The sequence below is a fragment of the Paenibacillus cremeus genome (assembly GCF_007786445.1).
Classification (GTDB): Bacteria; Bacillota; Bacilli; order Paenibacillales; family NBRC-103111; genus Paenibacillus_G; species Paenibacillus_G cremeus.
Window position 1 is genome coordinate 145,079 of sequence record NZ_VNJI01000002.1, and the last position, 24,907, is coordinate 169,985.

A 24,907-nucleotide genomic window follows, 5' to 3' on the forward strand; every position below is an offset into this window, starting at 1 on the left:
GGATCGGGAGAGTCGGTACTATGAGAGAGCTAACGGTAGATTTGGGAGCAAGATCGTACCCGATTTATATCGGCGAAGGCATTTTGAATGACATTGGTACTTTGTTTGAGAAGCACGGAATTGGGAAAGGTTCACCGCTGCTTGTTGTGACGGATGATCATGTGGCGGAGCATTTCTTGGAACCGGTAGTCAGTCTGCTTCGCACGGCTGGCTATACGACGGCATCACATGTGGTGGCGTCCGGTGAGAAATCCAAGTCACTCAAGGTTCTTGAAGATGTTGTCACGACTGCACTGCAAGCTGGACTGGACCGCAAATCTACTGTGATCGCTCTCGGTGGCGGTGTCGTAGGGGATTTGGCCGGCTTTGTTGCAGCGAGCTACATGCGTGGAGTGCGCTTCGTGCAAATTCCAACGACGATTCTGGCGCATGATAGCAGTGTCGGCGGCAAGGTAGCTGTGAATCATCCGCTGGCCAAAAACATTATCGGCGCGTTTCATCAGCCGGAGATGGTGCTGTACGATACTGCGACGCTTCGTACCCTGCCGGATCGCGACGTCCGCTCCGGACTATCGGAGATGATCAAGCATGGCTTGATCTGGGACGCCGAATTCACCGCATGGTGCGAAGACAATGCCGACAAGCTGGTTGGATTGGACCCGGAGGCGCTGCAGTATGGCCTTTACATGGGCTGTAGGGTGAAGGCGGCCGTGGTGTCCCAAGATGAACGCGAGAATGATCTTCGCGCCATCCTGAACCTCGGCCATACGATCGGGCATGCGCTGGAGGCCGTTGCCGGCTATAACGAGCTGCTGCACGGAGAAGCGATCGCCATTGGCATGGTTGGAGCAGCCAAGCTGTCCGTCCGTATGGGCAATCCGGAGCATGTGTATACGGTGACTAAACGGATTTTTAAGAAATTCGGCCTTCCAACCGCCATTCCAGCTCATATGGATACCGATGCCATTATGAGTGCCATGATGCACGATAAGAAATTTAGCGAAAGCAAGATTGTTTACATCGTCCCAACGGACATCGGCAAAGTAGAAATTAACAAAAATGTATCCGCGGATTGGGTCAGAGACATCGTGGATCAATTAAAACAGGAGGACTGACGCATGTTTGTACGGGGAATTCGCGGCGCCACAACGGTGGAGCACAATGAGGAGAACGAAATTTTAGCTTCGACTTCCGAGCTGCTGAACCAAATCATTCTTGAGAATGGAATCGTGCCGGAAGAAATCGCTTGCGTTTATATTACGGTAACACAAGATCTGACGGCAACCTTCCCTGCGAAGACGATCCGTCAGATGGCCGGCTGGGAGCTGGTTCCGCTGATGTGCTCCGTTGAAATCCCGGTGGAAGGCAGCTTGGCCAAGTGCATTCGCTTAATGGTCATGGTGAACACCGAGAAGAGTCAGCAGGAAATTAACCATGTTTATATGAAGCAGGCTATGCGTCTTCGTCCTGACTTATCCAAATTGACAAAAGCATAATAGAGGTAGTATAGTTAGTTTAAGTATTTCATTGGTGCAGCTTTTGGGAGCATTAGCTGGCCAATCGGTTGAGCAGAGTAGAGCTAGTTGAGTTCAGTTGAGATGAGTCGTTTTATTGTTTTTTGCTAAGAGAAGTTGGATTAGTTGCGCACACTTGTATAGTGACCTTATTTTCTTTTTCGTTACTTTCGTGCTGCAAATTAATCGATCGATTCTATTGGCAGAAGACAGCCATCTTCTGGATGTACACCTCTACCTTGTTGTAGAGGTTTTTTTGTTTTTAACAGACCAGCGAAGCATGATGAGACGAGTAGAGGAGAGATGGACCATGTACACACCGGAAGCGAGCGAAGTCATTCGACTGGCAAGACAGTACAATTTGATTCCCGTCGTACGCCACATGATGGCCGATACGGAAACCCCGATTCGCGTGTTTCAGCATTTTTATGAGGAGAAGCGGGCGTTCTTACTGGAGAGCGTTGAAGGTGGAGTGAAATGGGCTCGATATTCCTTCATCGGCACGGACCCGTTCATGCTGATCCATGCGAAAAACGGCGTAACCCAAATTGAAGGACCGGAGGGAGTCAAAGAATCCCGCGAAAAACCGGTCGATGTGCTGAAAGCATATCTTCGTGATTACACGAGTCCATCCCTTCCGGATTTGCCGCGCTTTACCGGCGGTGCGGTCGGATTTTTCGGATACGATCTGCTGCAATATTATGAAAAGCTACCGAAACACCGGAACGATGATCTGCAAATGAACGATATCGAGTTTATGTTCTGCGATCAGGTTATAGTGTTCGATCATTTCAAACAGCAGCTGAAGGTGATTGCCAACGTCCATGTGCCTCCCCATGGTACAGACGCGGAAATTATCGCTGCCTATGAGCAAACCTGCGCTAAGATCGACGCGACGATTGAACGCTTGAAGCGGCCGTTGCCGGCGCTGTCCATGACGCATCAACCGATTCCGGACGATGTGGACCTGGGCGAGATTCGTTCGAACTTAACGAAGGAGCAATTTATCTCTAACGTGGAGAAGGCCAAGGAATATATCCGGTCTGGGGATATTTTTCAAGTCGTGCTATCACAGCGCTTCGAGATCGAAACGGATGTTTCGCCGCTGCATGTGTACCGAATCTTGCGCACCATGAATCCTTCGCCATATATGTACTGCCTCAAAATGGACGATGAGGTGATTGTTGGTACGTCCCCAGAGATGCTTGTACGAGTGGAGGATGAGAAGGTGGAGACCCGGCCGATCGCTGGGACCCGTCCTCGAGGCAAGACTCAAGAAGAGGACTTGGCGTTGGAGAAAGAACTGCTGGCAGACGAGAAGGAGCGTGCGGAGCATCTGATGCTCGTCGATCTGGGCCGCAACGACATCGGGCGTGTATCGGAATTCGGGACCGTCAAATGCGATACGTTCATGCAAATTGAGAGATACTCCCACGTCATGCATATCGTGTCCAATGTGTCAGGGAAGCTTGCCAAGGATAAAGATTTCTACGATGCGTTCATTTCCTGCTTGCCTGCAGGGACGGTTTCGGGAGCTCCTAAGCTCAGAGCGATGGAGATTATCGCCGAGCTGGAGAATGAAGCGCGCGGCGCCTATGCGGGTGCGATTGGCTACCTAGGCTTTTCCGGCAACCTGGATACATGTATCACGATTCGGACGATCATTTTCAAAAAAGGAAAAGCGTACGTGCAGGCTGGAGCCGGCATCGTGTGGGATTCCGTACCGGAGAGCGAGTATCAGGAAACGGTCAATAAAGCGAAGGGCATGCTGAAATCGATTCGCACGGCGGAAGCAGTCTTCGCATCCAAGCCGAAGGAATATGCACTGATCAATCATGACTATTACGAATAACTCGATCTGCATGTAACTGCAGGAGTTCTATAGAATTACAGTTTATGGGGAGGCATGAAAACGATGGAGCAGCAAAAAACTACGATTCAACAGGCAGTTAAGAAAGTGATTTTACAGCAGCATTTGACACGGGCGGAAGCGCGGGATGTCATGTCGGCGATCATGGAAGGCGAAGCAACACCGGCTCAGATCGGAGGTTTGCTGACCGGGCTTAGCATTAAAGGTGAGACGATCGAGGAAATTGCCGGCTTTGCGGAGACGATGCGCGCGAAGGCAAACCGGGTGCACACCGAGCGTGTGAACCTGCTGGATACATGCGGCACAGGCGGCGATGGAGCGGATACGTTCAACATTTCCACCACGTCCGCTATCGTTGCCGCAGCAGGCGGCATTCGCGTGGCTAAACACGGGAATAAAGCGATGTCCAGCAAAAGCGGCAGTGCGGATGTGCTCGAAGCGCTGGGCGTCAATATTCGCTTGAATCAAGAGCAGGCCGCTTATTGCCTGGAGAATGTAGGAATCTGCTTCATGTTTGCGCAGCTCTATCATCAATCAATGAAGCATGTAGCGGCGCCGCGGCGGGAATTAGGGGTGCGGACGGTGTTCAACCTGCTCGGACCACTGACCAACCCTGCTGGGGCTGACCGCCAAGTGCTGGGCATTTATGATCGTGGCAAAACGGAGACAATCGCTCATGTTATGCAAGCCTTGGGCGTAAAGCGTTCCCTCGTTGTAGCAAGCTATGACGGGCTGGATGAAATCAGCATCTCGGCTCCGACTCAGATTACGGAGCTCAAAGAAGGGGAGATTCATACCTTTGATATCACTCCGGATGATCTCGGGCTGCGTACTTATTCGGTGAAGGATGTTGTAGGCGGAGATCCAGTTGTGAATGCCGAGATTATTCGTAATATTTTCAATGGCGAGACCGGCGCTTGCCGCGATATTGTGCTGGCGAATGCAGGTGCATGCTTCTATGTCACGGGGACTACGTCCACGCTGCAGGAAGGCGTCAAATACGCCGCGCAAGTGATTGACTCCGGCCGCGCGAAGGCCAAACTCGAGCAATTAGTTCAGTGTACGGGAGAAATGAGCCATGTTTCTTGATAAAATCGTAGCAACGAAAACAGTAGAGGTAGCCGAGCTAAAAGCACGGTTGTCGATTGCCGAAATGGAGCGCCGCATTGCGGAGCTCCCAGCCACCTTAGGCTTTGAGAAGGCGCTGACGGTCTCGCGGAAACGTCCGATGGGGCTAATTGCCGAAGTGAAAAAAGCATCTCCGTCCAAAGGATTGATCCGGGACGATTTCGAGCCGGTACAGCTGGCTCAGGCATATGAACGTGCCGGTGCAGATTGCATCTCCGTGCTGACCGATGTACAGTATTTTCAGGGCGCGAATGCGTATCTGAGCCAAATCCGTCAATCGGTGAACATACCGATCCTGCGCAAGGATTTTACGATCGATCCACATCAAATCTATGAAGCCCGCTGCATTGGGGCAGATGCCATTCTGCTGATCGCTGCGATTCTTACGACAGAGCAAACGAGAGAATTCCAATCGATCGCCCGCAGCATCGGCTTGGATGTACTGATCGAGGTGCATGACAAGGAAGAGCTGGATCGGGTATTGGAGCTTAGTCCTACTCTTGTCGGGATCAATAACCGCAACCTCAAGACGTTCGTCACCGACCTGGGAACGACCGAGGAGCTTGTGAAGCATATTCCTGCCGGGATTACGGTAGTCAGCGAAAGCGGCATCTCGAAGGCGTCCGAAATTGACTGGCTGCATTCCGTGGGAGCCCGTGCGGTGCTGGTTGGAGAGCATTTCATGCGCCAGCCGGACGTGACTGATGCCGTTCATCTTCTTATGGGTGAATATGCGTCCAAGGAGCTGTAGGTCATGGCGATGGTAAAAATTTGCGGTCTCCAAACCGTTGAAGCGGTTCGTGAGACGGCCGGTCTTGCCGTTGATCATATCGGCTTTATGTTTGCTCGGAGCAAGCGTCAGGTTACGCCCGAGCAAGCAGGAGAGCTGATCCGGCAAGGACTGCCGGTAAAAGGGACAGCAGGCCGGCCCGAGGCGGTCGGTGTGTTCGTCAATCCTTCGAAAGAAGAGTTGAGTGCCGTATTGGACAAAGCGCCGCTCGATGTGATCCAGCTACACGGGCAGGAGGATGCCGCTTTTTGCTGCTGGGTTAAAGAGACGTTTCCAGGTGTCTGTGTGTTCAAGGTGATCTCAGTCACCAGCACGAGTGCGGGCGGTGAGCAATCGCAGGATTCCAGTCCTGAGGCGATTCTCAGTTCGTATAAGCCATATATCGACGGTGTGCTTCTCGATACCTTTGACCCCGTTTATGGCGGTGGCTCAGGCAAAACGTTTGATTGGGACGCCATCCCGCCATTCCTGTCCTGGTGCAGACAAGCAGGCATACCGCTGCTTGTTGCCGGAGGACTTGCTCCTGACAATGTAGCAGATTTGATTCAGACCTATGCCCCCGATGGGGTAGACGTTTCCAGCGGTGTTGAAACCGATGGCATCAAAGACTTAACCAAAATACGCAGCTTTGTCGAAAGGGTGAAAACCATTGTTTAATGGACCGGATGAGTATGGCCGATTCGGGAAATTCGGCGGGCGTTATGTGCCGGAAACCTTGATGAACGCTTTGATTGAGCTGGAGGAAGCATTTAAGAAATATACGAAAGAAGAGAAATTTCAGCAGGAGCTGAACTACTTGCTGCACCGGTATTCGGGGCGGCCGACGTCACTCTACTATGCTGAGCGGTTAACCGAGACGCTGGGCGGCGCCAAAATTTATTTGAAGCGGGAAGACCTGAATCATACCGGCGCTCACAAAATCAACAACGCACTGGGGCAAGGGCTGCTGGCCAAATGGATGGGCAAAACCAAAATCATCGCTGAGACCGGAGCAGGTCAGCACGGCGTGGCAACTGCGACCGTAGCCGCTTTACTCGGATTTGAGTGCAAAGTGTTTATGGGCGAAGAAGACATTAAACGTCAGCAGCTGAACGTGTTTCGGATGAATCTGCTGGGCGCTGAGGTTGTGCCTGTCACTTCTGGTACACGTACGCTGAAAGATGCATGCAACGAAACGCTGCGGTACTGGGTTAGCGAGGTTGAAGATACGTTCTACATTCTTGGCTCGGCTACAGGGCCTCACCCGTATCCGATGATGGTTCGTGATTTCCAGCGCATTATTGGCGATGAGTCCCGCAAGCAAATTGTAGAGCAAGAAGGTCGTCTGCCCGATGCGGTTGTAGCGGCTGTAGGCGGCGGAAGCAATGCGATTGGTATTTTTTATCCATTCGTTCAAGACGACGGCGTTCGTTTAATCGGTGTAGAGGCAGCGGGGCACGGTGTCGAAACCGAGCAGCATGCGGCCACGATGACCAAAGGAACGGTAGGCGTGTTCCAAGGCTCCTACAGCTTCCTGCTGCAGGATGAGCATGGACAAGTTCAAGAGGCGCACTCGATTTCCGCAGGCTTGGATTATCCGGGCATTGGACCGGAGCACGCACATTTGAAAGATACCGGCCGCGCTGAGTATGTGCCGATCACGGATAAAGAAGCGTTGGATGCACTGCAGCTGCTCAGCCGTACCGAAGGCATTATTCCAGCGCTTGAAAGCGCTCATGCCATTGCGCACGTGACCAAGCTGGCGCCGACAATGGCCAAGGATGAAATCATTGTGGTGAGCTTGTCCGGCCGTGGCGACAAAGACGTGGAAGCGATCATGAAATATTTGGGAGGCGGCGTGAATGAATCGCATTGATCGTAAATTTGCAGAGCAACGCGCACTGAAGCAGCCTGCGTTTATTCCATTTTTGACGATCGGCGATCCGGACGTCCGTACCTCGATCGATATTATTAAGGAGCTGGAAAAAACCGGCGCAAGCATCGTGGAGCTCGGTGTGCCGTACTCCGATCCTTTAGCCGACGGTCCGGTCATTCAACGCTCCTCGCAGCGCGCCCTCAAAGGTGCACGCATATCGATATTGGATGTCATCGGAGCGGCGAAAACGGCCCGCAGCGAAGGCTGCGAGCTTCCTTTTATCCTGTTTACTTACTATAACCCTGTGCTTCAAATCGGCTTGGAACGCATCTTCCCGATTTTGGCCGAGAATGAGATCAGCGGTTTGATCATTCCAGACCTGCCGATGGAAGAGGATGCAGAGGTTAGAGTACTTGCAGAGCGCTATAATATTCATTTGATTCCGCTTGTTGCGCCAACCTCGAAGGAGCGGGTTCAACGGATCGCATCGCGTGCCAGCGGGTTCGTTTATTGCGTATCCTCCTTGGGCGTTACAGGGACTCGGACGCAATTCCATACCGGGATTGATGAGTTTCTGGACACGGTTAAAAAATCGACTAATCTGCCGATTGCCGTTGGCTTCGGGATTTCAAACCATGAGCAATATGCCCGGTTTTCGCAAATTTGTGACGGAGTAGTTGTAGGCAGTGCTTTGGTTCGACAAGTTGAAGATGCACTGCCCCTGCTCACGAACGAACAAACAAAATCGCAAGGGCTCTTGCAAATTCACAAATATGTGAGAGAATTAATGGGAAACTAGCACCCATTTCTCATTCGACGAGGTGACCATTTCGTGCAACCGAAAAAGAATATTGTCCACTTGCCGGTATACCAACCGGGTAAACCTATTGATGAAGTTAAGCGCGAGCTGGGATTGACCGAAGTAATTAAGCTGGCCTCCAACGAAAATCCGTTCGGATATTCGCCGAAGGCGAAAGAAGCGATTCTAGCAGCTATCGATCAGGTTAGCATTTATCCGGACGGCGGGGCAGTAGAGCTGACCGCAGCGCTGTCCGCACAGTTTGGCGTAGAGCCGAACCAAATTATTTTTGGTGCAGGATCCGACGAAATCATTATGATGATCGCTCGTGCGTTTCTGTCTCCAGGAGAAGAGACCATTTATGCCGTGCCAACTTTCCCTCAGTATCGTCATAATGCTGAAGTGGAAGGTGCGGTCGTTATTGAAGTTCCGGTTGATGAAACGGGCACACATGATTTGAAAGCAATGCTTGCTAAAGTGAATGATAAAACGAAAGTCGTTTGGATTTGCAATCCGAACAATCCGACCGGCACAATGCTGACGGAGAAGGAAGTCAAGGATTTCATGGAAGCTGTTCCGAAGCATGTGTTGGTCGTTCTTGATGAAGCCTATGCGGAATACAACGTTACTGATCAATATCCGGATGGCTTCGCACTATTGAAGCAGCATAAGAATATCGTTCTTCTCCGTACCTTCTCTAAAATCTATGGCCTTGCATCCCTCCGGATCGGCTACGGCGTTGGTCATCCAGACGTGATCCGTTCGATCAACCAAGTGCGGGAGCCGTTCAATACGACTACGTTCGCACAAAAAGCAGCTTTAGCTGCAGCAAGCGATCAAGCATTCATCGATTTCTGCCGCGAGTCGAATGCCAAGGGAATTCGCCAATTGCAGGCCAAATTCGACGAGCTTGGACTGCCTTATTTCGATGCTCACGGCAACTTTATTATGGTAGACGTAAAGCGCTCTGGCGCTGCTGTATTCCAAGCGCTGCTTAGAAAAGGAATCATTATCCGACATGATCCAAGCTGGGGCTATCCGACCAAAATCCGCGTGACCGTTGGCAGCGAAGAGCAAAACAATAAATTTTTAGAGGCGCTGGAGCAGGTTCTCAGCGAAGTGACTGTTTAATGACAAAAATCACTATATTCGCCGTAGGTTTAATCGGCGGATCGTTAGCTATGTGCTTCAAAGGCAAGCCAGGCATTAAAGTAGTAGGACATTCGAACAATCCAAGCTCCGTGGAAAAATATTTGAAGCGGGAAGTCGTGGACGAAGCGACCACCTCGATGGAGGAAGCCGTTCGCGACGCCGATTATATTTTCCTGTGCGTACCCGTAGGCAACTTGGAAGAGTATTTACTTAAGCTGTCTAAGCTTCCACTTAAGCCTGGTTGCATCATTACGGATGTTGGCAGCACCAAAGCTTCTATTGCACGCTGTGCGGCTCAGCTTCAACTGAAGGATGCGTATTTTATCGGCGGTCATCCGATGGCCGGTAAAGAAAAATCCGGTGTAGAGGCGGCAACTTCGCGTTTGTTCGAAAATGCGTTTTACGTTCTGACACCGGAATCACGGACGCCGCAAGAAGTTTATGATCGGTTGGCCGAGCTCCTCAAATGGACGAAAGCGCATATCGTCAAGGTAGATCCGGCGCGGCACGATGAAATTGTCGGCGCTATCAGCCATTTGCCGCATATTATCGCAGTCGCTTTGGTCAACCAAATCGCCGGCTACAACGAATCGAATTCGTTGTACAAGGATTTGGCCGCCGGAGGCTTCCGCGATATTACCCGGATCGCTTCCAGCGATCCGATTATCTGGCGCGATATCCTGCTGGACAATAAATCAGTGCTGCTTCAACTGCTGAAGGATTGGAACGCAGAGATTGCCAGCTTCATCCGTCTTCTTGAAAAGGGTGATGGTCCGGGTATCGAGCAGGAATTCCTTCGTGCCAACCAGTTCCGTAACGGCTTACCAGAGCGCCGGAAGGGTGTTATTCACTCTTTTTACGATGTTTATGTTGATGTTCCCGACCATCCGGGTGTCATCGGACAGATTACAACGCTGCTCGGCAGCCATCGCATCAACCTGAGCAATATCCAAATCATCGAGAGCAGGGAAGACGTTCCTGGCGTCCTTCGCTTATCCTTTAGTGAAGAAAGCCACATGGACAAAGCCCTCGAGCTATTGAAAAAAGACTACGCGGTTCACGTGTAGTCTTTTTTCTTTGTGTTTGGGTCATTCTCGCTGACCCCGAATGGGGGCAGTCGAGAGTCATGCGCTCAAACGTAAAGCGTGTCCGTCTATCGCCTGCTGGAAGCCAGGCATAGACGGACAAACGCGCTCTCCGCACCCAAGTAACTCCACCCCAACTCCGCAGTATCGCAACAGACGTGTCGTCGTCGAGGGGAGGCGAAAAAGCGCTTTCAAAAAAATGTTGACAAATTGAAAACGTATACATATAATAAAAGTACAGTATGGTTTCTCTCCACTCCTATCCGAATAATGGCACTATGTGCAACCGCCTGATTTATCAGGCGGGCTTTTTTTTGTCCATAAAGGTTGTTTTTCTTTAATCCATCATATAGTGGTAAAAGTGCACACTGTTTATTGGAAGTTTTTATGAAACTTGTCGATTCAGCAGGATTTTTGACCTAGGATCACGAATAATGTATGTCATATTATTTTCCTGCAAATTATTTTGAGGATGACCGCAACTTTCTTACTCCCTTATAGTAATAACATAAAGAATCGCTGGGAGTAATTAGTGTTGACAACTGACAGCGGAGTAAAGTTGCAGCAGTTGCGACAGGAATCACAAGGAGGGTCGCTTTCGAATGACCGATTCCCAGTTGATCAGAGAAATAAAAGACGGCAACGTCGAGCTTTACGATGAATTAATGCGCCGCTACGAACGCAAAATTTTAGCGTTTATATTCCACATGCTGAAAAGTGCACATATGGAGTCATTGGCCGAGGATCTTTGCAATGAAACGTTTTACAAGGCTTATCGGAGTCTGAACTCGTTTCGCGAGGTGGAAGCGACCTTTTCGACATGGCTGTACACGATCGCACGGAATACCGTTCTAAGCGAGCTGCGTAAACATAAAAACAATCAGGTTTCTTTGGAGCAGAGCGGATATACGCCTCAGGCGGCATTGGAAGCACTTCCCGAACAAACGATCCTTCGCAACGAGAAGGTGTCCATGGTACGGGATGCAATCAACAACTTGCCCGAGAAACAGCGTTCCGCATTGATTTTGCGAGAGTATGACCAACTGGATTATCAAGAGATTGCCAATATATTGGGCCAAACGGTCAGTTCGGTCAAATCTTTGTTGTTCAGAGCAAGGGCTAGCGTGAAGCTTCAGTTGGAACCATACTTTCTTGAACCGATTTTTGAGGAGTATGAGGAGATGAGCCGGAGATGAAATGTGACGAGATAGAGGAATGGCTAGGGATCTACTGGGACTTGCCGGAGGAAGACGAGCAACGACAAGTGGTGGATAGACATATTGAGCAGTGCAGGTCGTGCGCAGAAGAATTCGAGATTTGGCAGGAGAGCACCGATTTGATTCGCACCTCGGTTGACGGCGGTGAGCCGGCGGCGATACCGATGTCTGTATCTTCAAGCGTCATGAAACGGATCTATCAGGAGGATTCTTGGCGTGTACCGGTCGGAGGCCGTTTGTATCATTTTTCATACAAGCTGCGCCGCAACTTGACAGCAGTCGTCTCGCTTTGTCTGGCGATGTTTATGTTCACGTTTATGTTTTCCATCCTGAATGAGCGTGGAGGAGAACAGCCGACCAGTCATGATTCCGCTGTATTTGGACGCATTGGAGATCCGGTGGTCCTGGCAAGCAGCCAGACGGATTCGATGAATGTTCACGCGATGCCAACGGCCGTGGCCAGCCTGAAAGGCTTCAGTGAGCCATTTATGTATCATGTAGGTCCGATCCATACAGTCAAGGATTACATATTGTTTATCTCGCTGTTGGGATTGACCAGTACACTGCTCATCATGAATTGGCTCTCGAGAACAAGAAGCTGAGAATGACAATGGAGTAGCTCAAGCCCATTAGGGCTGAGCTTTCTTTTATTTCATACGAACCTATTAAAGGAGACTGCTTCGGATGACAACGATTGGATTTATACGACATGGGACAACCGAATGGAATTTAGCCGGAAGAATGCAGGGCCAGATGGATACGCCGTTAGCTGAAGTAGGACGCATTCAAGCAGACCTGCTGGCGAATAGACTTGTTGGCGAGGCTTGGGACGGCATTTTGTCAAGCGATCTGAAGAGGGCGAGTGAAACGGCGCAGACCATCTCCAAGGTAACGGGAACTCCGATCTTGGGAGAAGATAGAAGATTGAGAGAGCGTTCGTTCGGGCAAGTCGAGGGGACGACGCTGGAGGAACGAGTACAGCGGTGGGGCGAGAAGTGGCGCGAGTTGGATCTGGGGATGGAGACCGATGAAGCGTTACTGGAGCGATGGGGCTCATTCCTAAATGATCTGGAGGATCAGCACAGCGGCAAGCGGATTCTGCTGGTGAGTCATGGCGGATACATTGCGCCGATCTTAGGTCATTACATTGGGCGTACAATTGAAGAGCATTTACAGAACACGTCGCTCACCATTTTGCAGAAATCCAGCGAAGGGTGGGTTTGCAGCCTGCTGAATTGCACCGCGCATTTGGCGGTTTTGGAGAACAGAGCTTAAGCCAATCAGGGCTTGAGCTTTTTTTATTTTATTAGCCAGTCCGATTGAACGGTAGAAAGCGCATCTCGTCCGCCTACTGCATAAAATAATGTACTTACACAACGGGGCGTGAGACAGATGTGGTATGACTTTTTGTACAGTAGTATCGTGTTGATTTGTGTAGCCGGAGTTTTCATCGGATTAGGCTTAACCGACCGCAATAGGAAAAAATAAGTTTCTTCACACCGCGTTTAAAACCGGAACATTGTCCAATAATGGTTAATGAGATCCATGTTCCGGAGGTGCAGCGCATGAATTTAGCGGATATGTTAAGCTACGCAGACATCCATGAACTTAGCCGCATTGCGGGGAATTACAACTGCAAATGCGACGGACACTCCAAAAACGAGCTCATTCAATCGATTCTGTCGATCGTCGGTCGAAGGGAAATCTTCGAAGGACAAGTGGATGAGTTGTCCATTGAGGATGTTCGTTTTTTGAATTCTTTACTGTTTGAGAAGCGGGATTCCTTCAGTCTGGAGGAGTTGGTCGCGCGGGTTCAGCAGAGCCGGTTTAATAAGGAGGACGCCAGCCCTGACTGGAATCCGAGAGACGTCATCGCACGCTTTAAACAGCGGGGGTGGTTGTTCAGCGGGTATTCGCATCAGACGAGGTACTTGTTTCAGGTTCCGCTCGATTTAAAGCGCAGATTTATTGCGGCACTCGGCAAACAATTTCAGCAAAAGCTCGAGTCTATGGATGAGCCAACGGTATATCGGGATGAACAAAAGCTGATGGTGGACGATATTTGGAGCTTTTTGCATTATCTCCGGGGTCAAGAGATCATGTTAACCTCGGAAAATGTTATGTACAAACGAAGCCTGCAGCAAATTCTCGAACGCTTAGCCGTGATGGAAGAACCCGTCGGCAAAACGGCATGGAGATTCGGCTACGGACGCATGTTCCGCGATTATCCGAACCGGTTCTCCTTCATCTATGATTATTGCTACTATAATGATCTGATTTCGGAGCATAATCAAGTGTTGGCGCTTACGGATAAGGGGATAGCAAGAGTAGACGGAGAAATGAAAGAAGATCCGGCGTCCGTTTACCGATTTTGGCTGCGTCTATATAAAGGGCCGATCCCAAATCTGCAGTCGCTCGTTCATTGGTTGAACCTGCTCGCGAAAGGCTGGGTTACGGTCGATTCGACAAGAGAAGCGCTGGTTCAGCTCATCAGGCCGTTTTACTATGACACATCGGAATCGATCTTTGAGCAGCGAGTCCTGCAAATGATGATGCACTTGGGGCTGCTTCGGATCGGTGAGGACGCGCAGCGCGGTACCGTGATTCAAATTACGCGTCTGGGCAGCGGGATTATCGAAGGAACGTATGTTCCGGATGATGAAAAGATTGTAATTCCGTTTGACAAGCGCTGAATCGACTTGCTACAATCACTCCCAAATTGGGATATGAAACCAAACAACGTTGCAGCTAACTTCGGTCTTTCGATGTTAGCTGTCAACATAAGGGAGTGGGAATGAACATGCTGCATAGCTACAACGGAATTGTCCCTCAAGTACACCCGACAGTATTTTTGGCGGCCGGGGTGCAGATTATCGGGGATGTGATCATTGAAGAAGGAGCAAGCATCTGGTACAACACGGTGCTTCGGGGCGATCTGGCTCCCATTCGAATCGGCAAACGGAGCAACATTCAAGACGGATGTATTGGTCATGTCAATGTCAATCAGCCACTGATCATCGCGGATGAAGTTTCCGTTGGCCACGGTGCCATTATTCATGGCTGCGAGGTGGGCAGAGGCACATTAATCGGGATGGGGGCTATAGTACTAAACGGTGCCACTATCGGTGAATATGCTTTAATAGGGGCAGGTGCGCTGGTTACTGAGAATAAGTCGATTCCGCCACGCACGCTTTCTCTGGGAACTCCTGCCAAAGTGGTTCGCGAACTATCCGAAGCAGACTTCGAGCGAATGCATCGAACCATGGAAAGCTACTGCATCAAGGGCGGAGAGTACCGGAGTGAACAAATGAAGCCATAGCTGAAAAGTAAACAAAGCAAAGGATCAAGACCCAGTTTGGAGGTAGGTACTATGGGCAAAATGAACGTGACAAACGATATGATGCTGGGCTTGTTTGCGGAGATGGTGCTAGACGAGGCGCTTCGCAAATATAAGGAACAGTATCTGTACAGAGAAATCGATCAAGCGCTCGCCAAGGGAGACGAATCGTCTTTTATTGCCCTCACGACCGAACTCAATACGCTTCGCTCCCTCGCGTAACATCCAGGCAGATCCTTAAGGCATGACAATTTTATGAAAGACATGTGAAGCTACGTTCATATGTCTTTTTTTTATGGTAGAGTATGGGGTGGAAAGAAGGTGAATAAATGAAATTCAACGATATTGAGCAGCACAGCTGGGACGAGCTCAAGCCTTATTTAGACACGTGTCTCCTTCCAGTCACAGGTCTGTCGGGGGTGGAGGCGCCATGGGAAGCCGTGGTGGAACTTGAACGGTTAAGAGATGCCTTGGATCTGCTGGAAATCCCGTTTAAAGGCAGAGTAGTTACTTACCCAGCTTTGCACTATGGAACAACGACATCGGATCCCGCCAGTTCGGACATGTTGGATTCCGTCTGCGCGAATTTGAAAGCAAGCGGGTTTCGCTATGTCGTTCTCGTAACCGCCCGTTCGGAAGACCATGTGTCTCTCGTCTGTCGAAATGCGGAGCTTATTCTTCGCTTTACACCGGACGAGCTGGAGAGCTCTTTAATGGAAGCAAAGCAAAAAGCCTCTGCCGCGATGACTAAGCTATGGAGTGGAAGTCAATGATTTCGGGGGATGTATGATCCGTGGAAAAACTGCAAATTCTATGTAAGAGCCCACATTCTCCAAGCCTGAAATACAGTTGTGACAATTTCGTTAAACTGTCCGCGGCGCTTGGCTTTACAGCGCAGTAAGGCTCGTCTTCATTCTTGACGCACCCTAAGACGTAGGCTATTATTAGTTATGTCCTAGTATCTGGTGTAAAGTTATGTCGAACGACTGATATATGTTGCAAAAGGGGGTAGAACAAGAATGAACGATCACACGAATCAAGAGGCGCAGCACGGCGAGAAACCTGTCAAACGACGCGAAATGTCTAGACGTCAGTTTCTTTCCTATACCCTTGGCGGAGCCGGCGCATTCATGGGTGCTGGAATGATCATCCCGATGATTCGGTTTGCAGTGGATCCAGTCCTGAAACCTAAGACGCAAGCGGCTTGGGTTAAGGTTGTGGAAGAGTCGAAGATTACGGACGAGCCGAAATCCTTCAAATTCAAAGTGCATCAAGTCGACGGTTGGTATGAGAGCGATCCAGAGCTTGAGGCGTGGATTTCCAAAGGGAAAGATGGCAAGATCTTCGCTTTGAATCCAACTTGTAAGCATCTTGGCTGTACGGTCAACTGGAACGCGAATCCGGAGTACAAGGATCAGTACTTCTGTCCGTGCCATGGCGCGCACTACACGTCGGACGGCAAGAACTTGGCCGTAGCACCCGCGCCGCTTGACCAGTACGAATTGAAGATTGAAAACGGCTTTGTTTATCTCGGTCAGCTCGGTCCGAACAAACGGGTGTAATAAGGAGGCGTAGCATCAGATGTTTAAAAATGTCTATAACTGGATTGATGAACGTCTAGATATCACGCCAATGTGGAGAGACGTTGCGGATCACGAGGTTCCGGAGCACGTTAACCCGGCGCATCACTTTTCCGCATTCGTTTATTGCTTTGGCGGATTGACGTTTTTTATCACGGTTATACAAATTTTGTCGGGTATGTTCCTGACTATGTACTATGTACCGGATATTATCAATGCTTATGCGAGCGTAGACTACCTGCAGCATAAGGTTGCTTTCGGCGTCATCGTACGCGGCATGCATCACTGGGGTGCCAGCTTGGTTATCGTTATGATGTTCTTACATACGCTCCGCGTGTTCTTTACAGGCTCTTACAAGGCGCCGCGGGAAATGAACTGGGTCGTAGGTATGCTGATTTTCTTTGTCATGTTAGGCCTTGGTTTCACAGGGTATTTGCTCCCTTGGGACAACAAAGCTTATTTTGCGACTCAGGTCGGTATTAAAATTGCCGCTTCCGTTCCTTATCTCGGTGATTACATTAAAATCTTCCTGCAAGGCGGCGAAATTGTAGGGGCTCAAACATTGACGAGATTCTTTGCGCTTCATGTGTTCTTCCTTCCAGGCGCGCTCTTGGCGTTGCTTGCTGGACACTTCTTCATGATTCGTAAACAAGGGATTTCAGGCCCACTATAATATTCTGCTAAGGAAATGAGAAGGAGGGGCGTTAAGTGGCTCACGGTCATAAATCTGACGAAAAAATCGTGTTTGTTGGGGATTCACGTGTTCGCGCCAAATCGTCGCGAATGATCCCTCAAGATTTCTCTGCATATCCAGGGAAGTCGGAAGTGTTCATTCCGAACTTCTTGCTTAAGGAATGGATGGTAGGCGTTGTCGTAATGGTCGGTGTCTTAACGCTGGTTATGTCCGAAGCGGCTCCGCTCGGATATCCTGCTGACCCGACGAACACGCAATTCATTCCAATGCCAGACTGGTACTTCTTGTTCATGTATCAGCTCCTGAAATATCCTTATACATCCAATCACTTCGTCGTTATGGGAACACTCGCTGTACCAGCGATCCTGTTCGGCGGATTAATGATGGCGCCTTTCCTGGATACAGGGAAGGAAAGACGCTTCTACAAGCGTCCGATTGCTAGCTCCTTGATGTTCCTGAGCTTGATCGCTTGTGCTTACTTGACCGTTACATCGTGGCATCATTACGAGCTTGAGCTTAAGGAGAAGAACATTATTCCTGAGCATATCAAGCGCGAAGAAGAGCTACATGCAGCCAAGGGGGCGGGCGGCGAAGGCGGCGGAACAGCCAAACCGGGCGGCGCAGCCCAAGCGGCGGCCATCGTTGCACCGGATGATCCGGGTGCTGAGATCTTCAAGAAAGCAACTTGCGTATCTTGCCATGGCGGCGAGCTGAAAGGAATGCCGTCCTCCGGTATCCCAGCGCTTCGCGGCATTGGAGATAAGAAAGATAAAGCAGCGATCATGAACGTCATTCAAAAGGGTCAAGGAAACATGAGCCCACAATACGATGACAACATCAAGAAAGGCCTGACAGCGGCTGATATGGATAAGCTGGCTGACTGGCTGTCCAGACAGAAGAAGCAATAAGTAAAAACCTGACCGTTTGCTGCGGTCAGGTTTTTTTAGATCACTGGAAGGGAGAGTGCACACGTGTGGAGTTGGCGGTTGTCGTATTATTTTTCACGTGAATTTTTAGGGAGCCGTTGGATGCTCTGGAGCTTATTCTGGGTCAATCTGCTTGGAACGATCTATGGCTACGAGTGGTATTGGAAGCAGCTGGTATATACGGCCCAGGAGATTTCGCCATGGCTGCTGCCGTTTGTGCCGGATAGTCCAACAGCCAGCTTATTCTTTACATTCGTGCTCATCTATTTGCTGATTGAAAGCAAACGGAATGACGACCAATCCAATAAACCAGCCGGGATCGTTAGAGGCTTCGTGGAAGCGTTTGCGGTCATTACCTCGTTCAAGTACGGCATATGGGCCGTTTCGATGATTATGGCCTCGGCGTATCAGGGAGATTCGTTGGTCTGGCAGGATTGGATGCTCTCGATCTCTCACTTAGGGATGGCTGCAGAGGCGCTGCTTTATTTTGCATTTTATCGTTACCGGTGGTCTTCGGTTGTACTCGCTGCGGCGTGGGCGTTTCTTAATGATTATATGGACTACACCGCTGGTGTTTTTCCTTGGCTGCCTGAGGTTTTAATGGATGATTTGCCTGCGGTGGAGACCTTTACGATCAGCTTAAGCGTCGTCAGCGCGGTGGTCGCCATGGTGATGTGGTTAATTCGGGAATTACGTGCGTTCTCACCGAGAAAATCGGTCTAATCTTGGACATACTCCCATAGGATTTACTATTGACAATGGCTATCGGCTATGACACGTTGTCCAATTGTATATTGGGAGAGGATGTCCGATGTTAGGAGCAAGGAATTGGAAGTGGACCGGAATCTTGATGATGCTGATGATTACCGGCACGTTGTTGTTAGGCTGCAGCTCAGTGGGGCAATCGAAAGTGGCAGCGATACCCAAGCCATCGCAGGAGCAGCTTCATAAAGTAGAACTGTTGAATAAGACGGCCGACGACATGTACCAGAAGGTAATGAAAGGGAATTTCGAGGGCGGAAGAGTGGGGCTGCAGCAGCTTAGCGATCAAGTACCGCAAATTCGATTCGAGGGAATCACATCGGTAGAGGGCATAAACGCTCTTACGGAGACGATCACGCAGGCGAAGCGCGTATTTAATGCAGCGAAGATCAATGCGGGAGAAGGACAAGTGTATGCGGCCAAAATTCGGCTGGCGACCGATGCGCTGACGCACAGCAACCAGCCGATGTGGCTGCAGTACTATAAGCTGCTTCAAGATGATGTGAATCTGCTGGAGCAAGCTGCGAAGCAGCAGAGCAAGGCGGATTTGCAAAAAATCGCAGCCCAGCTGGACCAGCACTATGGAGTCATTCACCCGAGCCTCCTGATTAGCCGCAGTCCCACAGACGTGGAAAAGATGGATTCGCTGAATACGTTTGTAAAAACGCAGATTAGTTCATCCGCAGAGCCGTATAAAAATATTTTAAATGCCGTCACCCCCATGCGTCAGACGCTCGATAAGCTCTTTATGAAGCGGGAAACGACGGCTTACCTGCCTTATGCCGATCAGCAGAATCCGATCCTTTGGACGCTGGTGATTGGGTCGGTTATCATGATGGCCCTCGGCTTTGCGGGCTGGCGGTTGTCCAGAAAAAATGATGGGCTTGTTACTGTTCAGCGCATTGATGAGGCATAACTGAATATGTACCTTATTTGGGCTTAAAGCCTTCGCCGACGACGTCGTGCACCTCCGTGATTATGATAAACGCGAGAGGATCGACAACGTAGACGATGTCTTTAAGCCTTTTCATTTCACTGCGTGCGACGACGCAATAGATGACATTTTTATTTTGCTTGGAATAAGCGCCGACGGCCGGAAACAAAGTGGCTCCCCGGTCCAGCTCCTTGGTAATGGCTGCCGCAACCGTCTCGGAGTGATCGGTAATAATGGTAAATGCCCGTGCGGCATAGGCGCCTTCGATGATGATATCAATCATTTTGGAAGCGATAAAGACGGCTACGAAGGTATAGAGAATTTTCTCTTTGGGGATGAACAGTATGGAAGAGCCAATGACCACCCCATCAATGCACAAAATAATTTGCCCCATGCTCCAGCCTTTCAGCTTTTGAGCAATACGGGCTAGAATGTCTGCACCGCCCGTCGTACCGCCGTACCGAAACACAATCCCAAGCCCAGTCCCCACCGTAAAGCCGGCATAGGCGGTAACCAGAAAATAATCGTGCTCCGTGCGAAAGGGAACAATCAGCCCTTTTTGAATCAGCAGCTCCATGACCCATAGAAAAAAAGAAACCGAAACGGTACCGATGATGGTGTAGAGCATTGACGATTTGCCAAGCACCCTCCAGCCTAGATAAAACAGCGGGAAGTTCATAATTAATGATGTAACGGACGGCGGAAGGCCGAAAATATAATGAAGCAGCAGTGAGATCCCGGTAATGCCGCCTTCCATCAGCTCATTGGGAATGATGAAATAGTGCAGCCCAAAGGCGTAAATGGCCGTGCCTAATAGAATAGGAAATGTAGTGCGCAGCGCTCGCGTATAGTTCGACAATGGTTGACATCCCTCCTGACCATCCATTATAGCATGAACTTCTTTCTTAGGTTGCAACTTACATCGGGGGTTCGTCGATATACGTTGTCAACTTAGCTTACCAAGTTCATGCAAAAAAAATTTGTCATTGAGCCTTGTTATGCGTTAACATGTTAATGAAAGGTGGGTGAACATACGCAGCTATGAGTGAAAGAACGTTAAAAGACCTGCAACAAGAGGTCCATGAATACATATCTCAGTTTAAAGAGGGCTATTTCAGCCCCTTGTCCATGCTGGCCCGCATGTCAGAAGAAGTCGGCGAGCTCGCCCGCGAAGTGAATCACCGATTCGGTGAAAAACCAAAAAAGGCGACTGAAGAGGACAATTCCATCGAGCTGGAGCTAGGCGATATTATGTTCATTACGATCTGCTTTGCTAATTCGCTTGGGATTGATCTGGCGGAAGCGCATGATAAAATAATGCACAAATTCCGTACACGAGATGCGGATCGGTGGACAAAAATTAACACGGATCAATAGTGTACTTCATATGCTGTACCATCAGCCTTATTTTTCAGGAAGGGGATGGGACAATGGATGGAGAAGAAGCCATTCGAAAAGCATATGAATCGATTCTTAAGCATGACTTCGAGCAGGCCATCGCTTGGTTCGAGCGAGCCATTGCCCTGAAGCCGGACCGTGCAGAGTATCATTACAAGCTGTCCATAACGTACGCACGCAGCAATAAGTTGGAGAAGGCAATAGTCCATGCACGAGAAGCGGTAAAGCTGGATCCGCGAGATGAGCATTATACGTTTCATTACAATCATCTGCAAGCAAAGGCGCTTCTATTTCAAGCGGAGAAGCTATTTGAAGAAACGGATGAGCGTTTGTGGCTGGCGGTAGCGTTTCTCAAGCAGGCAGTGGAGCTGGATCCGCTGTCGCTCGAGGCATTTTTGCTGCTCAGTATCGCTTATGCGCGGCTTCAAGAGTTCAGCTTGGCCATCCAAGCGGTCAAAGAGCTGCTTAAGCTGGATCCACAGCATGCAATCGGCAATCGTTTGATTGAGGAATATCAGTTAAAGTGGAGACAATATATGCAGAAGGCGTTCCCAAGCGGGACACTATCGGAAAGGGTCGAAATAAAGGATGAGTCAGATCATTAAAGTGGCAGTAGCAGGGGCAAGCGGCCGGATGGGGCGCGAAGTGGTCAAATTGGTGCTTAATGACCCGGAGCTTATGCTTGTAGCGGCTACGGATCGATCAAGCAAAGATCTGGATGCGGGGCGAATGGTTGGCATGGAGCCGTGCGGAGTCATGGTAACGAACGATCTGGAGATGGCACTTATGAATACTAAGCCGGATGTGCTGGTGGACTTTACCGCGCCCCAATCGGCTGTTCTGAATACTAGGCTAGCCATTCGCCACCAGGTTCGTCCGGTGATGGGCACGACCGGCTTTACCCCGCAGGATATTGAAGAGTTGGACAAGCAATGCCAAGAGCAGGGCATCGGAGGACTGATCGCGCCTAACTTTTCGATCGGAGCGATCCTGATGATGAAGTTCGCAGCGCAGGCGGCAAAATATTTTCCACACCTGGAAATCATCGAATATCATGGGGATCAGAAGCTGGATGCGCCAAGCGGTACATCGGTCAAAACAGCGGAGCTGATCTCCGAGGTTCGTAAAGAGCTGCGCCAAGGCAACCCGAATGAGGAAGAGACGATTGAGGGCTCCCGCGGCGGGTATTATAACGGTTTTAGAATACATAGCGTACGGCTGCCGGGCATTTTCGCTCAACAGGAAGTGATTTTTGGAGCCTTTGGGCAATCGCTTAAAATTCGCCATGATTCGTATGATCGCGCAGGTTACATGCCTGGGGTCAAAGTTGCGATTCAAAAGGTCATGGAGTATACAGGGCTTGTATACGGCTTTGAGCATTTTATAGACTAGAAGGAATGAGGACAAGGAGCAGGCCCGGACGGTCCGTTCGTGTCCTTGTTTTATACATGTTGACAACTGACAACGAGATTGCGAACTGTAACAGTTGCGACAAAGGGGAGAGGCTTCCATGACGATGAATATTGCACTAATCGCACATGATCGGAAGAAAGATGAAATCGTAAATTTTGTTACTGCCTACGAAACGGTGTTCGCGCATCATAAACTGTTTGCAACAGGTACGACGGGCACACGAATTATGGAAAAGACGCAGCTGAGCGTCCACCGGTTCATGTCAGGACCGCTTGGCGGAGATCAGCAAATTGGTGCCATGGTGGCGACTAACGAGATGGATCTGATTATTTTTCTGCGGGATCCTCTGATGGCGCAGCCTCATGAGCCGGATATTATTGCGCTCCTCCGATTGTGCGACGTGCAGGGGATTCCATGCGCAACAAATATTGCGACGGCTGAGATTTTGGTGAAGGCGCTGGATCGTGGAGATTTTGCATGGCGCGAATTAGTACATAAATATAAGCCGGGTGTAGACGAATGATAACGGCTGCTGGTATGGAAACGCTGGATATCCTGATTTTCGGTGCGCATCCGGATGACGCAGAGATTGGGATGGGAGGGACCATCGCGAAGCATACGGCGGCAGGTCTCCGAGTAGGGATCTGCGATCTGACGCTTGCTGAGATGTCGTCCAATGGAACAGTAGAAAGCCGCAAGAAGGAAGCGGAAGCCGCTGCTGAGGTGCTCAAGCTGGCCATGCGGAGCAACCTGGAGATGCCGGATCGTGGACTGTATTTGACCCCAGAGCATGTGGAGCGCATTGTCTTGGAAATTCGAAAATGGAAGCCGCGGCTCGTGTTCGCCCCCTACTGGGAGGACCGCCACCCCGATCATATCGCCTGCAGCAAGCTTGTTCAGGAAGCGGTATTCAATGCCAAGCTGCGCCGCTACATGCCGGAAGTACCTGCTCATACGGTTGGCGAGAGTTATTTCTACTTTATCAATGATATCGTCGAGCCGGGTGTGATGGTCAATGTGACCGATGTGTACGAGCAGAAGACAGCTGCACTGCGGGCTTACCGGACCCAATTTGAAGCGGTGGGTAATGATGCTGTCCAGACACCGTTAACTCAGGGCTATTTGGAGCGGGTGGAAGCCAGGGACAAGCTGCTTGGCCAAAAAAGATCGCTGCCGTTTGCGGAGGGCTTTATTAGTAAGCTGCCCTATTTAACGGAGCAGTTCTAACGGATTGAATTAATTCCTAGTATTTTAATAAATGGTAAGGGGTTGACCAAGATGAGCCGGTTAAAAATCGGAATTACATGCTATCCCACCCTGGGCGGTTCCGGCGTCGTCGCCACGGAGCTCGGGAAGCTGCTTGCGGAAAAAGGACATGAGGTTCATTTTATTACGCACAGCATGCCGTTTCGCTTAGGAAAATTCGATAAAAATATTTTTTATCATGAAGTGGAAGTCAATGATTACTACGTGTTCAAATATCCGCCGTATGACTTGTCTCTGGCGAGTAAATTGGCCCAGGTGGTCAAGCTGGAAGAGCTTGATGTGCTCCATGTTCATTATGCGATTCCGCACGCGGTATGTGCACTGCTGGCGAAGCAGATGGTCGGTCCGCACCTGAAGGTAGTAACGACGCTGCACGGCACGGATATTACGGTGCTGGCCCAAGATGAGTCGCTGAGCGACCTCATTCGCTATGCGATTGATGAGAGCGATGCGGTGACGGCTGTTTCGCAGGACTTGATCCAGGAAACGCGCAAGCTCCTCGGGATTGAGAAGCCGATTGATTTGGCCTACAACTTTGTAGACAAGCGCGTGTACTATCCGCGGGAGGTAGCCTCTCTCCGTAAGGAGTTTGCTCATCCCGACGAGAAAATATTGATCCACATTTCCAACTTTAGACCGGTCAAGCGTGTGACCGATGTCGTTGAAATTTTCGATCAGGTGCGTAAGGATGTGCCGGCCAGATTGCTGTTTGTTGGCGAAGGACCGGAGCTGTCTAAGGTGCTGTGCAAGGTGAAGGAACGCGGCCTGCTCGACCGGGTGACCTTCTGCGGTAAGCAAGACGATGTGGCGCAGCTTCTCTCACTTGCTGACTTGATGCTGCTTCCGTCAGAGAAGGAAAGCTTCGGCTTGGTTGCCCTTGAGGCGATGGCTTGCGGTGTGCCTACGATTGCTTCCAACGCAGGCGGGATCCCGGAGTTGATTACGCATGGGGAGACGGGCTTTTTGGCGGAAATCGGAGAAGTGGAGCAAATGGCGAACTATGCGAAGCTGCTGCTGTCCGATGAAGGAATGTACGCGAAGATGAAGGAAGCCTGTTTGCAGCGTGCTAGATATACTTTCTGTAATGATGTAATCACAAGGCAGTATGAAGAAATTTATTATCGCGTGCTTGGGCGTGAATTGCCGGAAGAGATCAAGTCCAAGCCGCTCAATTGTTGAGGAATGAA

Annotated in this window: 29 protein-coding genes; 28 read left to right on the forward strand and 1 reads right to left on the reverse strand. The window is 50.1% G+C overall.

Going from position 1 to position 24,907, the window contains the following annotated elements:
- Positions 1-20: 20 nt before the first annotated feature.
- The 22 genes from aroB (at position 21) to FPZ49_RS02740 (ending at position 19,625) form a co-directional block, all read left to right on the forward strand.
- Positions 21-1,115 (forward strand): 3-dehydroquinate synthase, encoded by a 1,095-nt coding sequence (gene aroB / locus FPZ49_RS02635; protein ID WP_144842890.1) that lies wholly within the window; start codon positions 21-23, stop codon positions 1,113-1,115.
- A gap of 3 nt (positions 1,116-1,118) precedes the next feature.
- On the forward strand, positions 1,119-1,496 hold the full coding sequence (gene aroH / locus FPZ49_RS02640) for a chorismate mutase (protein ID WP_144842892.1): 378 nt from the start codon (positions 1,119-1,121) through the stop codon (positions 1,494-1,496).
- 328 nt (positions 1,497-1,824) lie between these two features.
- On the forward strand, positions 1,825-3,366 hold the full coding sequence (gene trpE / locus FPZ49_RS02645; protein WP_144842894.1) for an anthranilate synthase component I: 1,542 nt from the start codon (positions 1,825-1,827) through the stop codon (positions 3,364-3,366).
- Between the two features lie 63 nt (positions 3,367-3,429).
- Positions 3,430-4,473: an anthranilate phosphoribosyltransferase gene (gene trpD / locus FPZ49_RS02650; protein WP_144842896.1), complete on the forward strand. Its 1,044-nt coding sequence runs from the start codon at positions 3,430-3,432 to the stop codon at positions 4,471-4,473.
- The gene (gene trpC, locus FPZ49_RS02655) at positions 4,463-5,263 is read left to right on the forward strand and encodes an indole-3-glycerol phosphate synthase TrpC (protein WP_144842898.1); all 801 of its coding nucleotides are present in this window, start codon (positions 4,463-4,465) and stop codon (positions 5,261-5,263) included. The genes trpD and trpC overlap by 11 nt, the downstream gene beginning before the upstream one ends.
- 3 nt (positions 5,264-5,266) lie before the next feature.
- Entirely contained in the window at positions 5,267-5,959 is a 693-nt protein-coding gene (locus FPZ49_RS02660) for a phosphoribosylanthranilate isomerase (RefSeq protein WP_144842900.1), read from the forward strand.
- Positions 5,952-7,157 carry a tryptophan synthase subunit beta gene (gene trpB / locus FPZ49_RS02665; RefSeq protein WP_144842902.1) on the forward strand — a complete coding sequence of 402 codons (1,206 nt, stop codon included), beginning with the start codon at positions 5,952-5,954 and terminating at the stop codon, positions 7,155-7,157. The genes FPZ49_RS02660 and trpB overlap by 8 nt, the downstream gene beginning before the upstream one ends.
- A complete protein-coding gene (gene trpA / locus FPZ49_RS02670; protein WP_144842904.1) occupies positions 7,144-7,956 on the forward strand; it encodes a tryptophan synthase subunit alpha in 813 nt (270 codons plus the stop codon). The genes trpB and trpA overlap by 14 nt, the downstream gene beginning before the upstream one ends.
- Positions 7,957-7,989: 33 nt before the next feature.
- Positions 7,990-9,087, forward strand: a complete 1,098-nt coding sequence (hisC, locus tag FPZ49_RS02675; RefSeq protein ID WP_144842906.1) for a histidinol-phosphate transaminase — start codon at positions 7,990-7,992, stop codon at positions 9,085-9,087.
- Positions 9,087-10,175 (forward strand): prephenate dehydrogenase, encoded by a 1,089-nt coding sequence (locus FPZ49_RS02680; RefSeq protein WP_144842907.1) that lies wholly within the window; start codon positions 9,087-9,089, stop codon positions 10,173-10,175. The genes hisC and FPZ49_RS02680 overlap by 1 nt, the downstream gene beginning before the upstream one ends.
- A gap of 620 nt (positions 10,176-10,795) precedes the next feature.
- A complete protein-coding gene (locus tag FPZ49_RS02685) occupies positions 10,796-11,389 on the forward strand; it encodes an RNA polymerase sigma factor (protein WP_144842909.1) in 594 nt (197 codons plus the stop codon).
- Positions 11,386-12,012 (forward strand): anti-sigma factor family protein, encoded by a 627-nt coding sequence (locus FPZ49_RS02690; protein WP_144842911.1) that lies wholly within the window; start codon positions 11,386-11,388, stop codon positions 12,010-12,012. The genes FPZ49_RS02685 and FPZ49_RS02690 overlap by 4 nt, the downstream gene beginning before the upstream one ends.
- Before the next feature lie 82 nt (positions 12,013-12,094).
- Positions 12,095-12,685, forward strand: a complete 591-nt coding sequence (locus tag FPZ49_RS02695) for a histidine phosphatase family protein (RefSeq protein ID WP_144842912.1) — start codon at positions 12,095-12,097, stop codon at positions 12,683-12,685.
- 290 nt (positions 12,686-12,975) lie between these two features.
- The gene (locus FPZ49_RS02700) at positions 12,976-14,103 is read left to right on the forward strand and encodes a hypothetical protein (protein ID WP_144842914.1); all 1,128 of its coding nucleotides are present in this window, start codon (positions 12,976-12,978) and stop codon (positions 14,101-14,103) included.
- Between the two features lie 107 nt (positions 14,104-14,210).
- Entirely contained in the window at positions 14,211-14,729 is a 519-nt protein-coding gene (locus tag FPZ49_RS02705) for a gamma carbonic anhydrase family protein (protein WP_144842916.1), read from the forward strand.
- Between the two features lie 51 nt (positions 14,730-14,780).
- The gene (locus tag FPZ49_RS02710) at positions 14,781-14,969 is read left to right on the forward strand and encodes an IDEAL domain-containing protein (protein WP_144842918.1); all 189 of its coding nucleotides are present in this window, start codon (positions 14,781-14,783) and stop codon (positions 14,967-14,969) included.
- Between the two features lie 107 nt (positions 14,970-15,076).
- Complete coding sequence (locus FPZ49_RS02715; protein WP_144842920.1) at positions 15,077-15,520, forward strand: DUF2487 family protein; 444 nt, start codon at positions 15,077-15,079, stop codon at positions 15,518-15,520.
- 246 nt (positions 15,521-15,766) lie between these two features.
- The gene (locus FPZ49_RS02720) at positions 15,767-16,309 is read left to right on the forward strand and encodes a QcrA and Rieske domain-containing protein (protein WP_144842922.1); all 543 of its coding nucleotides are present in this window, start codon (positions 15,767-15,769) and stop codon (positions 16,307-16,309) included.
- Positions 16,310-16,328: 19 nt separating this feature from the next.
- Positions 16,329-17,000 (forward strand): menaquinol-cytochrome c reductase cytochrome b subunit, encoded by a 672-nt coding sequence (qcrB, locus tag FPZ49_RS02725; RefSeq protein ID WP_144842923.1) that lies wholly within the window; start codon positions 16,329-16,331, stop codon positions 16,998-17,000.
- A 35-nt stretch (positions 17,001-17,035) separates the two neighbouring features.
- On the forward strand, positions 17,036-17,929 hold the full coding sequence (locus tag FPZ49_RS02730) for a c-type cytochrome (protein WP_144842925.1): 894 nt from the start codon (positions 17,036-17,038) through the stop codon (positions 17,927-17,929).
- Positions 17,930-18,049: 120 nt separating this feature from the next.
- Positions 18,050-18,670 (forward strand): DUF1405 domain-containing protein, encoded by a 621-nt coding sequence (locus FPZ49_RS02735; protein ID WP_144842927.1) that lies wholly within the window; start codon positions 18,050-18,052, stop codon positions 18,668-18,670.
- Positions 18,671-18,758: 88 nt separating this feature from the next.
- Positions 18,759-19,625, forward strand: a complete 867-nt coding sequence (locus tag FPZ49_RS02740; RefSeq protein ID WP_144842929.1) for a sporulation protein YpjB — start codon at positions 18,759-18,761, stop codon at positions 19,623-19,625.
- Between the two features lie 13 nt (positions 19,626-19,638).
- On the opposite strand, the gene FPZ49_RS02745 is transcribed toward FPZ49_RS02740, so the two are convergent.
- Positions 19,639-20,502 (reverse strand): YitT family protein, encoded by an 864-nt coding sequence (locus FPZ49_RS02745; protein ID WP_261381215.1) that lies wholly within the window; start codon positions 20,500-20,502, stop codon positions 19,639-19,641.
- Between the two features lie 182 nt (positions 20,503-20,684).
- On the opposite strand from FPZ49_RS02745, the gene FPZ49_RS02750 reads away from it, so the two are divergent.
- The 6 genes from FPZ49_RS02750 to bshA all read left to right on the forward strand — a co-directional run bounded on the left by FPZ49_RS02750 (position 20,685) and on the right by bshA (position 24,899).
- Positions 20,685-21,020 (forward strand): nucleotide pyrophosphohydrolase, encoded by a 336-nt coding sequence (locus tag FPZ49_RS02750; protein WP_144842933.1) that lies wholly within the window; start codon positions 20,685-20,687, stop codon positions 21,018-21,020.
- Between the two features lie 53 nt (positions 21,021-21,073).
- Positions 21,074-21,646 (forward strand): tetratricopeptide repeat protein, encoded by a 573-nt coding sequence (locus FPZ49_RS02755; protein WP_144842935.1) that lies wholly within the window; start codon positions 21,074-21,076, stop codon positions 21,644-21,646.
- Entirely contained in the window at positions 21,630-22,433 is an 804-nt protein-coding gene (gene dapB, locus FPZ49_RS02760; protein WP_144842937.1) for a 4-hydroxy-tetrahydrodipicolinate reductase, read from the forward strand. Before FPZ49_RS02755 ends, dapB begins: the two co-directional genes overlap by 17 nt.
- A gap of 124 nt (positions 22,434-22,557) precedes the next feature.
- On the forward strand, positions 22,558-22,977 hold the full coding sequence (locus FPZ49_RS02765; protein ID WP_186445567.1) for a methylglyoxal synthase: 420 nt from the start codon (positions 22,558-22,560) through the stop codon (positions 22,975-22,977).
- Positions 22,974-23,681, forward strand: a complete 708-nt coding sequence (gene bshB1, locus FPZ49_RS02770; RefSeq protein WP_261381216.1) for a bacillithiol biosynthesis deacetylase BshB1 — start codon at positions 22,974-22,976, stop codon at positions 23,679-23,681. Before FPZ49_RS02765 ends, bshB1 begins: the two co-directional genes overlap by 4 nt.
- 51 nt (positions 23,682-23,732) lie before the next feature.
- A complete protein-coding gene (gene bshA / locus FPZ49_RS02775) occupies positions 23,733-24,899 on the forward strand; it encodes an N-acetyl-alpha-D-glucosaminyl L-malate synthase BshA (protein ID WP_144842940.1) in 1,167 nt (388 codons plus the stop codon).
- Positions 24,900-24,907: the final 8 nt, after the last annotated feature.

Bases quoted from the DNA above. Each gene is read 5' to 3' on its own strand.
- aroB (WP_144842890.1), top strand. From the start codon at position 21: ATGAGAGAGCTAACGGTAGATTTGGGAGCAAGATCGTACCCGATTTAT.
- aroH (WP_144842892.1), top strand. From the start codon at position 1,119: ATGTTTGTACGGGGAATTCGCGGCGCCACAACGGTGGAGCACAATGAG.
- trpE (WP_144842894.1), top strand. From the start codon at position 1,825: ATGTACACACCGGAAGCGAGCGAAGTCATTCGACTGGCAAGACAGTAC.
- trpD (WP_144842896.1), top strand. From the start codon at position 3,430: ATGGAGCAGCAAAAAACTACGATTCAACAGGCAGTTAAGAAAGTGATT.
- trpC (WP_144842898.1), top strand. From the start codon at position 4,463: ATGTTTCTTGATAAAATCGTAGCAACGAAAACAGTAGAGGTAGCCGAG.
- FPZ49_RS02660 (WP_144842900.1), top strand. From the start codon at position 5,267: ATGGCGATGGTAAAAATTTGCGGTCTCCAAACCGTTGAAGCGGTTCGT.
- trpA (WP_144842904.1), top strand. From the start codon at position 7,144: ATGAATCGCATTGATCGTAAATTTGCAGAGCAACGCGCACTGAAGCAG.
- FPZ49_RS02680 (WP_144842907.1), top strand. From the start codon at position 9,087: ATGACAAAAATCACTATATTCGCCGTAGGTTTAATCGGCGGATCGTTA.
- FPZ49_RS02685 (WP_144842909.1), top strand. From the start codon at position 10,796: ATGACCGATTCCCAGTTGATCAGAGAAATAAAAGACGGCAACGTCGAG.
- FPZ49_RS02690 (WP_144842911.1), top strand. From the start codon at position 11,386: ATGAAATGTGACGAGATAGAGGAATGGCTAGGGATCTACTGGGACTTG.
- FPZ49_RS02695 (WP_144842912.1), top strand. From the start codon at position 12,095: ATGACAACGATTGGATTTATACGACATGGGACAACCGAATGGAATTTA.
- FPZ49_RS02700 (WP_144842914.1), top strand. From the start codon at position 12,976: ATGAATTTAGCGGATATGTTAAGCTACGCAGACATCCATGAACTTAGC.
- FPZ49_RS02705 (WP_144842916.1), top strand. From the start codon at position 14,211: ATGCTGCATAGCTACAACGGAATTGTCCCTCAAGTACACCCGACAGTA.
- FPZ49_RS02710 (WP_144842918.1), top strand. From the start codon at position 14,781: ATGGGCAAAATGAACGTGACAAACGATATGATGCTGGGCTTGTTTGCG.
- FPZ49_RS02715 (WP_144842920.1), top strand. From the start codon at position 15,077: ATGAAATTCAACGATATTGAGCAGCACAGCTGGGACGAGCTCAAGCCT.
- FPZ49_RS02720 (WP_144842922.1), top strand. From the start codon at position 15,767: ATGAACGATCACACGAATCAAGAGGCGCAGCACGGCGAGAAACCTGTC.
- qcrB (WP_144842923.1), top strand. From the start codon at position 16,329: ATGTTTAAAAATGTCTATAACTGGATTGATGAACGTCTAGATATCACG.
- FPZ49_RS02735 (WP_144842927.1), top strand. From the start codon at position 18,050: ATGCTCTGGAGCTTATTCTGGGTCAATCTGCTTGGAACGATCTATGGC.
- FPZ49_RS02740 (WP_144842929.1), top strand. From the start codon at position 18,759: ATGTTAGGAGCAAGGAATTGGAAGTGGACCGGAATCTTGATGATGCTG.
- FPZ49_RS02750 (WP_144842933.1), top strand. From the start codon at position 20,685: ATGAGTGAAAGAACGTTAAAAGACCTGCAACAAGAGGTCCATGAATAC.
- FPZ49_RS02755 (WP_144842935.1), top strand. From the start codon at position 21,074: ATGGATGGAGAAGAAGCCATTCGAAAAGCATATGAATCGATTCTTAAG.
- dapB (WP_144842937.1), top strand. From the start codon at position 21,630: ATGAGTCAGATCATTAAAGTGGCAGTAGCAGGGGCAAGCGGCCGGATG.
- FPZ49_RS02765 (WP_186445567.1), top strand. From the start codon at position 22,558: ATGAATATTGCACTAATCGCACATGATCGGAAGAAAGATGAAATCGTA.
- bshB1 (WP_261381216.1), top strand. From the start codon at position 22,974: ATGATAACGGCTGCTGGTATGGAAACGCTGGATATCCTGATTTTCGGT.
- bshA (WP_144842940.1), top strand. From the start codon at position 23,733: ATGAGCCGGTTAAAAATCGGAATTACATGCTATCCCACCCTGGGCGGT.